Source organism: Paenibacillus lupini (assembly GCF_011761355.1).
Lineage (GTDB): Bacteria > Bacillota > Bacilli > Paenibacillales > Paenibacillaceae > Pristimantibacillus > Pristimantibacillus lupini.
On sequence record NZ_JAASRW010000004.1, the window covers coordinates 695,972 to 702,174 of the forward strand.

General features: G+C 46.7%; 7 protein-coding genes. 6 read left to right on the forward strand and 1 reads right to left on the reverse strand.

Annotated features, from left to right (window positions below; translation table 11 throughout):
* Positions 1-116: 116 nt before the first annotated feature.
* The gene (locus FHS17_RS16500; RefSeq protein ID WP_243865379.1) at positions 117-644 is read left to right on the forward strand and encodes a serine hydrolase domain-containing protein; all 528 of its coding nucleotides are present in this window, start codon (positions 117-119) and stop codon (positions 642-644) included.
* A gap of 91 nt (positions 645-735) precedes the next feature.
* Here FHS17_RS16500 and FHS17_RS16505 read toward each other — a convergent pair whose 3' ends face one another.
* On the reverse strand, positions 736-966 hold the full coding sequence (locus FHS17_RS16505) for a hypothetical protein (protein ID WP_167279479.1): 231 nt from the start codon (positions 964-966) through the stop codon (positions 736-738).
* 122 nt (positions 967-1,088) lie between these two features.
* Between FHS17_RS16505 and FHS17_RS16510 the strand changes: the two genes are divergently transcribed.
* From FHS17_RS16510 to FHS17_RS16530, 5 genes are all read left to right on the forward strand, one after another.
* Entirely contained in the window at positions 1,089-1,571 is a 483-nt protein-coding gene (locus FHS17_RS16510; protein WP_167279480.1) for a tetratricopeptide repeat protein, read from the forward strand.
* Positions 1,572-1,884: 313 nt separating this feature from the next.
* A complete protein-coding gene (locus FHS17_RS16515) occupies positions 1,885-3,042 on the forward strand; it encodes a Gfo/Idh/MocA family protein (protein ID WP_208420404.1) in 1,158 nt (385 codons plus the stop codon).
* A 15-nt stretch (positions 3,043-3,057) separates the two neighbouring features.
* Positions 3,058-4,131: a Gfo/Idh/MocA family protein gene (locus FHS17_RS16520; protein WP_167279481.1), complete on the forward strand. Its 1,074-nt coding sequence runs from the start codon at positions 3,058-3,060 to the stop codon at positions 4,129-4,131.
* 29 nt (positions 4,132-4,160) lie between these two features.
* Positions 4,161-5,024, forward strand: a complete 864-nt coding sequence (locus FHS17_RS16525; protein WP_167279482.1) for a sugar phosphate isomerase/epimerase family protein — start codon at positions 4,161-4,163, stop codon at positions 5,022-5,024.
* Between the two features lies 1 nt (position 5,025).
* Positions 5,026-5,850 (forward strand): AraC family transcriptional regulator, encoded by an 825-nt coding sequence (locus tag FHS17_RS16530; protein ID WP_167279483.1) that lies wholly within the window; start codon positions 5,026-5,028, stop codon positions 5,848-5,850.
* Positions 5,851-6,203: the final 353 nt, after the last annotated feature.

Consider the following 6,203-nt stretch of genomic DNA (forward strand, 5'->3'; position numbering starts at 1 on the left):
GTGGATGAATACAACTGACCACCGGCTTGATATCATCAATACAATGGAGGGATATGTTTTTTTATTGGGGTTTGCAGGAACCTGTACAATAGTGGAAGGGAAACCTTTAGTAGAGGATGAAGAATTATGAACTTCACACCGCTGTCCCGGTTTATCGATCGCATCACTGCCTGGCGAGCATTGGTACGGAATTCGAGAGCGGCGGGGCTGGCTTACTGTCAACCGTAAGCGATTATTCGCTTTTCCTGAAAATGTTGACCAATCGCGGTACAAGCCCGGAAGGCGTGTGTATCTTGTCAACTGCCAGCGTCGATCTGATGAGGACTGACCATCTGACCGAGAAGACGCGAAGCGACTACAACTGGGAGCACCACGCCGGTTACGGTTATGGGCTTGGTGTAAGAACCCATATTTCTAAAGCGGGCAGCGGCTCCCTGTCCCCGCTCGGCGAATTCGGCTGGAGTGGGGCGGCCGGCTGTTTTCGCGATCATCGATCCCGAATCGCAGTTGACCGTCATGTATGCGCAGCATTTGGTGAACAATCAGGAGCCATACGTACATCCTCGATTAAAAAACATCGTTTACTCGTGCCTGTCATAAGGAAGCCGGACAGTCCGTGGCAATATGTTAGCAAGGAACGATAGTTTAGAAACATAAAAATGGCAGCTGATCTGAGGATCTGCTGCCATTTTTATGTTTCCACCGTCCTCGGCTTCGCGGGGATTCGGACAGAGGTCAAATCCCCGTACGATACTTACGTTCGCTGGAGGAATCCTGTTTGGTACGGCTCTTGTTCTTCTCATCCTGCTGCCCGATGGTCTGGTCCTCGACCGGGATCGGATCGACCGTACGCTCGCTGGCGAACTTGTCGAACAAGCTTTCTTTTTCCGTCGGAATGCCCTCCGGATTATCGCGCTTGCCTTGCTGCTGTCGCCGGCGGTCGGCGCTTCGTTCGAATGGCTTCATCGCTGTCACCTCACAAGTAGATTGTATGTCTACTTACCCATATTCCCGTCTGCCTTAAACCTTGTGAAATTGCGAAATTTGCTGTTAGATGAAATTAATGAAAAGAGCGAGGGATGATAATCATGAATCAATTAGAAGCTGCAATTCAATTAAGAGTGTCAGGAAAATTAGAAGAGGCACGATCGTTATTGAGTGAATTATTAGTTCAAGAACCATTAAATCCTTCTGTGTGGTATCAATGTGCATGGATTCACGACGTTCTTGGATTAGAAAGAGAAGCAATACCTTATTATCAGAAATCCTTAGAGCTTGGCTTAAAAGAAGAGGAAAGAAAAGGTGCGTTATTAGGGCTTGGAAGTACATATAGAACTTTAGGGATGTATGATGAAGCCAGGTTAATATTTGAAGGAGCTATTAAAGAATATCCAGATCGTAGAGAATTTCAAGTTTTTCATGCTATGGTCTTATACAATCAGAATGCATTCAGTGAAGCGATGTCAGTTTTATTAAAGCAGTTAGCAGAAACAAGTAAGGATGAGGGAATCCAAGACTATAGTAAGGCAATCCTATTTTACTCAGATAAATTGGATCAGATATGGGATTGAAGTTGAAAAGCCGTGTAACGGAGAAAAAGCTTGGAGCTTCGGAGCGGGAGCGCCCGCCTTTGTTTCTGCATTTTAACTGTGAAAGTTAAATACAAGTGTATTCAAAAACAACAGCGGCAGAATGCTCAAGCTTTTTTACAGTGTCCATAGGCTTGTTCATGAAGAGTATTTAACTGTGATATCTTCCAACTCAGAACAACCACAGTTAAATGAAGTCCATTATTGGCTCATTAGAATCAAGCGCTTACATAGCACACGTGCTAGAATGAAGGAAGAGATTCCTTATTTCATCAAGCATGGAGAGGGTGTAATTATGGTACGTATCGGTATCGTTGGATTAGGAAATATGGGAACGGGGCATGCCCGTTATTTGATTACAGGAGGCGTCAAAGGAGCTGAGTTGACGGCAGTATCCGATGTTCGCCCGGAGCGTTTGGCAGAAGTGAAGGAAGAGTGGGGCGATCATATTCAAGGCTTCCTCAGCCCGCAGGAACTGTTCGAGTCCGGAGCGGTAGACGGCGTCATTATTTGCACACCACACTATGATCATCCAGAGCAGGCAATCGCGGCATTAAACGCAGGTCTTCATGTATTGATCGAGAAGCCGGCTGGTGTGTACACACGTGCGGTTCGCGAAATGAATGAAGCCGCAGCGCAAAGCGGCAAAGTCTTCAGCATCATGTACAATCAGCGTACGAATCCGCTGTATGCGAAGCTTAAAGAGCTGATTGCATCCGGTGAACTAGGCGAAGTGCGCCGTACAAACTGGATTATTACAGACTGGTACCGTTCGCAAAGCTACTATAATTCTGGCGGCTGGCGTGCAACTTGGGCTGGCGAAGGCGGCGGCGTCCTTATTAACCAAGATCCACATCAGCTTGATCTGTGGCAATGGACAACAGGTCTTATGCCAAAACGTGTTCGTGCGTTCTGCCAATTCGGCAAGCACCGTGATATTGAAGTGGAGAATGATGTTACGGCTTACGTTGAATATGAGAATGGTGCTACAGGTGTATTCGTAACTTCTACGTTCGAGGCGCCGGGTACCAACCGGTTCGAAATTTCGGGCGACCGCGGCAAAATCGTTATCGAAGATAATAAACTAACCTTCCATCGTCTACGTGTATCGGAGACGGAATTTAATAATACCTTCACAGGCGGTTTTGGCTCACCGGAATGCTGGAAGTTCGATATTCCAATCAGCAACGGCGGCGGCAGCCATATGGAAATTACCCAAAACTGGGCTGATGCGATTAACAAAGGAACAGCACTTATTGCTCCTGGCGAAGAGGGAATTAAAGGCCTGATGATCTCGAACGCGATGCTGCTCTCTACTTGGACAGACAGCTGGGTAGATCTGCCGATTGACGAAGAGTTGTTCTATAACAAGCTGCAAGAGCAAATCGCGAAGTCCGAATCGAAGAAAAATGCAAATGAATACCATACGCTTGATGTTACAGGTACTCATTAATCAGGAGGTCAAATCATGTCTTCATCAAATGGAATGAATTATGCGCCGCAAGGTAAACCACGTCCTGTTGTTACACAAGGCGAGTTCATCTTCGCTGCGATGTCGCTTGACCACGGACATATATATGGCATGTGTAACGGCCTTCGCGAAGCGGGCGGTACTCTGAAATGGGTCTACGATCCGGATCCTGCTAAGGTAGAAGTATTCTGCCGGACGTATCCGGAAGTGCAAGTAGCATTTTCACAGGAACAAATCCTACAGGATAATGAAGTCATGCTGGTAGCTGCGGCGGCAGTAACGAACGAGCGCGGACCGCTTGGTGTGAAAGTCATGCAGCACGGCAAGCATTATTTCACAGACAAAGCACCGTTCACAACGCTTGATCAATTGGCCGATGCCAAGAAGACAGCTGCAGAGACAGCTAAAAAATATTCGGTCTATTACAGTGAACGTCTGCATGTTGAAAGCGCTGAATTTGCAGGACAGCTTATTAAAGACGGAGCAATCGGCCGTGTTCTGCAAGTTATTGGGTTAGGGCCACACCGCCTGAATGCGCATATGCGTCCGGATTGGTTTTTCAAAAAAGAACAGTACGGCGGTATCCTGTGTGATATCGGCAGTCATCAGATTGAGCAATTCCTGTATTATGCCGGCTGCAAAGACGCTACAGTCCAGCACAGCAAAGTAGCTAACTATAATAACAAGCAATATCCAGAGCTTGAGGATTATGGGGATGCTAACCTTATCGGAGATAACGGAGCTACGAACTACTTCCGTGTTGACTGGTTTACACCAGATGGCTTGTCTACCTGGGGTGATGGCAGAACGATGATTCTTGGTACCAACGGTTATATCGAACTCCGCAAATACGTGGATATCGCGAGAAGCAACACGGGAGACCATCTGTTCCTGGTAAATGGCGAAGGTGAACATAAGATTGAAGTGAAGGACCAAGTAGGCTTCCCTTACTTTGGAGCACTCATTCTTGATATATTGAACGGAACGGATCTGGCAATGCCGCAGGAGCATACATTCAAAGCAGCCGAACTATGCCTTGAGGCGCAAAGACAAGCTATACGGGTCGAATAGAACAACCATTAGCGAAAGAGGGTTCTTATATGAAACTGTCTATCTTCACTGTCGCAACACCCGAGCTGTCGCCGGAGGAATTAGTAAGCGTTGCGCGAGAAGCAGGTATTGATGGTATTGAATGGAGATATAAAGAAGCGCCAGAAAATGCAGCAGAGCAAAAGCCATCCTTCTGGGGTAACAACCTGTGTACACTGCTTCCTTCTGGAGGCGAAGCAATGGTTGACCGTTTCCGTGAAGCAGCAGCTTCGCAGGGCTTAAGTTCGATCAGTGTAACGCCATATTTGACAGCTGGTGATCTGGAAGCAACCGAAGATGTGCTTCGTGCGGCTAAGCGTATGGGTGCGAAGTTTATCCGCCTTGGTGTTCCCGGTTATGACCGTTCCCGATCTTTTAGTGAGCTGTTCACGCTGACTCGTCAATATTTGAAGGATTCGGAAGCCCTTTGTCGTCAGTACGGCATTAAAGGCTTGGTCGAAACTCATCATCAGACGATTGCGCCAAGCGCATCCGCAGCTTACCGCTTGGTAGAAGGACTTGATCCTTCCTTTATCGGCGTCTTATTTGATCCGGGTAACATGGTGCATGAAGGGTTCGAGAACTACCGGATGGGAATGGAGCTTCTTGGCCCTTACCTTGCACATGTACATGTGAAAAATGCTGGTTTTGTAACAGACGGAACAGCCGAGGACGGAAGCACACGCTGGAAGTCGGAGTGGAGCGGTGTTAAGGAAGGCGTTGTGCCTTGGAAACAGGTTATCGCCGATCTGAAGGCAGTAGGTTACGACGGTTACCTTGGTGTAGAAGACTTTAGCGGACAGTTCCCGGAAACACAGCAAATGCTGAAACATTTTGTTCAATATATGCAAAAGCTGCTGCAAGCCGAGGCTTAATATGCTGGATTTGCATTACTGGTCGGACCAGCCGATGGAGCCGTTTTTTCACTCACATATGTTCTACGAGGTTTATTATTTCCACGGCGGCAAATGCAACTATTTGATCGGCGACCAGATTTATGAGCTGGCCCCAGGTGATCTGATTATTATGTACGGCATGACGCTTCATTGCGCCAAGACAGACCCAACAGTTGAATATATCCGTTCGATTATTCATTTTGAGCCAACTATGCTCCAGCCTTATCTCGAACTGCCCCATGCTAGGAATGTTCTTCAGCCGTTCCAACAGCTCAACAATTATAGGCTGCGGCTGCGGGGCGAGGATAAGGCAGAGGTAGAGCGAATCCTGGCAAGGATGAATGAGTATCAGAAGCGCGGGGATACGATTGGTGAAAATCGGCTGCGACTGGCGTTTGTTGATTTGCTGTACTACATTCTCGATCTCTGTGAGCAGCCGCTTCTTCATCGTAACAGACAGGAATACAGCTCCGAGAAGGAAGCGACTGTACAACGAATTATTTCAGTGCTGGAGGAGCGTTATACCGAGGATATCAATATGGAACAGCTGGAGGAACAGCTTCATCTTAGTAAGTCGTATCTATCCAAGCTGTTTAAGGAAGTCACCGGTGTAACGATCTTTCATTTTATTTATAGAAGGCGAATTAACGAAGCCAAAATCTTATTCCTCATGCAGCCTGAACTAACGGTTACGGAGGTGTGTTTCCGTCTTGGCTTTAAGCATCTGGCCCATTTCAGCCGGTTGTTCAAGCAGTATGCGGGCATGACTCCTGAACAGTTCCGGAAGCGGGAACCGATTTTGTGAACGTGAAAAATCTCTGGCGTTGTTGCCTCTTCGTGAGGAGCAGCAGCAGGAGTACAACGATATAATAATCCCGATTTAGAGCCTTGATATATCAAGGTTCTTTTACATTTGTACGTATTTACTTGTCGCTTATTTATTAACGTGAAAATCCCTTTTAAGTACGTTAACGACAAAAAATGCACCTTATTGTGGGTTGTAGTACGAGCAATGTTTAAGAGAGTTAGAATGATAAATAAAGTGCTAGCCTGATTAGGCTTCATTAAGCTCCCTCGAAATGATTCAATTTCCTCACTCAGACTCATGAATTCGCAGGATTTCATCCTATAGTTAAATTGAAGAAAAGGATGAGGGAA

What these genes read in the sequence shown, in the direction of transcription:
- FHS17_RS16500 (WP_243865379.1), top strand. Translation starts at nt 117, where the DNA reads ATGAAGAATTATGAACTTCACACCGCTGTCCCGGTTTATCGATCGCAT.
- FHS17_RS16505 (WP_167279479.1), bottom strand. Translation starts at nt 966, where the DNA reads ATGAAGCCATTCGAACGAAGCGCCGACCGCCGGCGACAGCAGCAAGGC.
- FHS17_RS16510 (WP_167279480.1), top strand. Translation starts at nt 1,089, where the DNA reads ATGAATCAATTAGAAGCTGCAATTCAATTAAGAGTGTCAGGAAAATTA.
- FHS17_RS16515 (WP_208420404.1), top strand. Translation starts at nt 1,885, where the DNA reads ATGGTACGTATCGGTATCGTTGGATTAGGAAATATGGGAACGGGGCAT.
- FHS17_RS16520 (WP_167279481.1), top strand. Translation starts at nt 3,058, where the DNA reads ATGTCTTCATCAAATGGAATGAATTATGCGCCGCAAGGTAAACCACGT.
- FHS17_RS16525 (WP_167279482.1), top strand. Translation starts at nt 4,161, where the DNA reads ATGAAACTGTCTATCTTCACTGTCGCAACACCCGAGCTGTCGCCGGAG.
- FHS17_RS16530 (WP_167279483.1), top strand. Translation starts at nt 5,026, where the DNA reads ATGCTGGATTTGCATTACTGGTCGGACCAGCCGATGGAGCCGTTTTTT.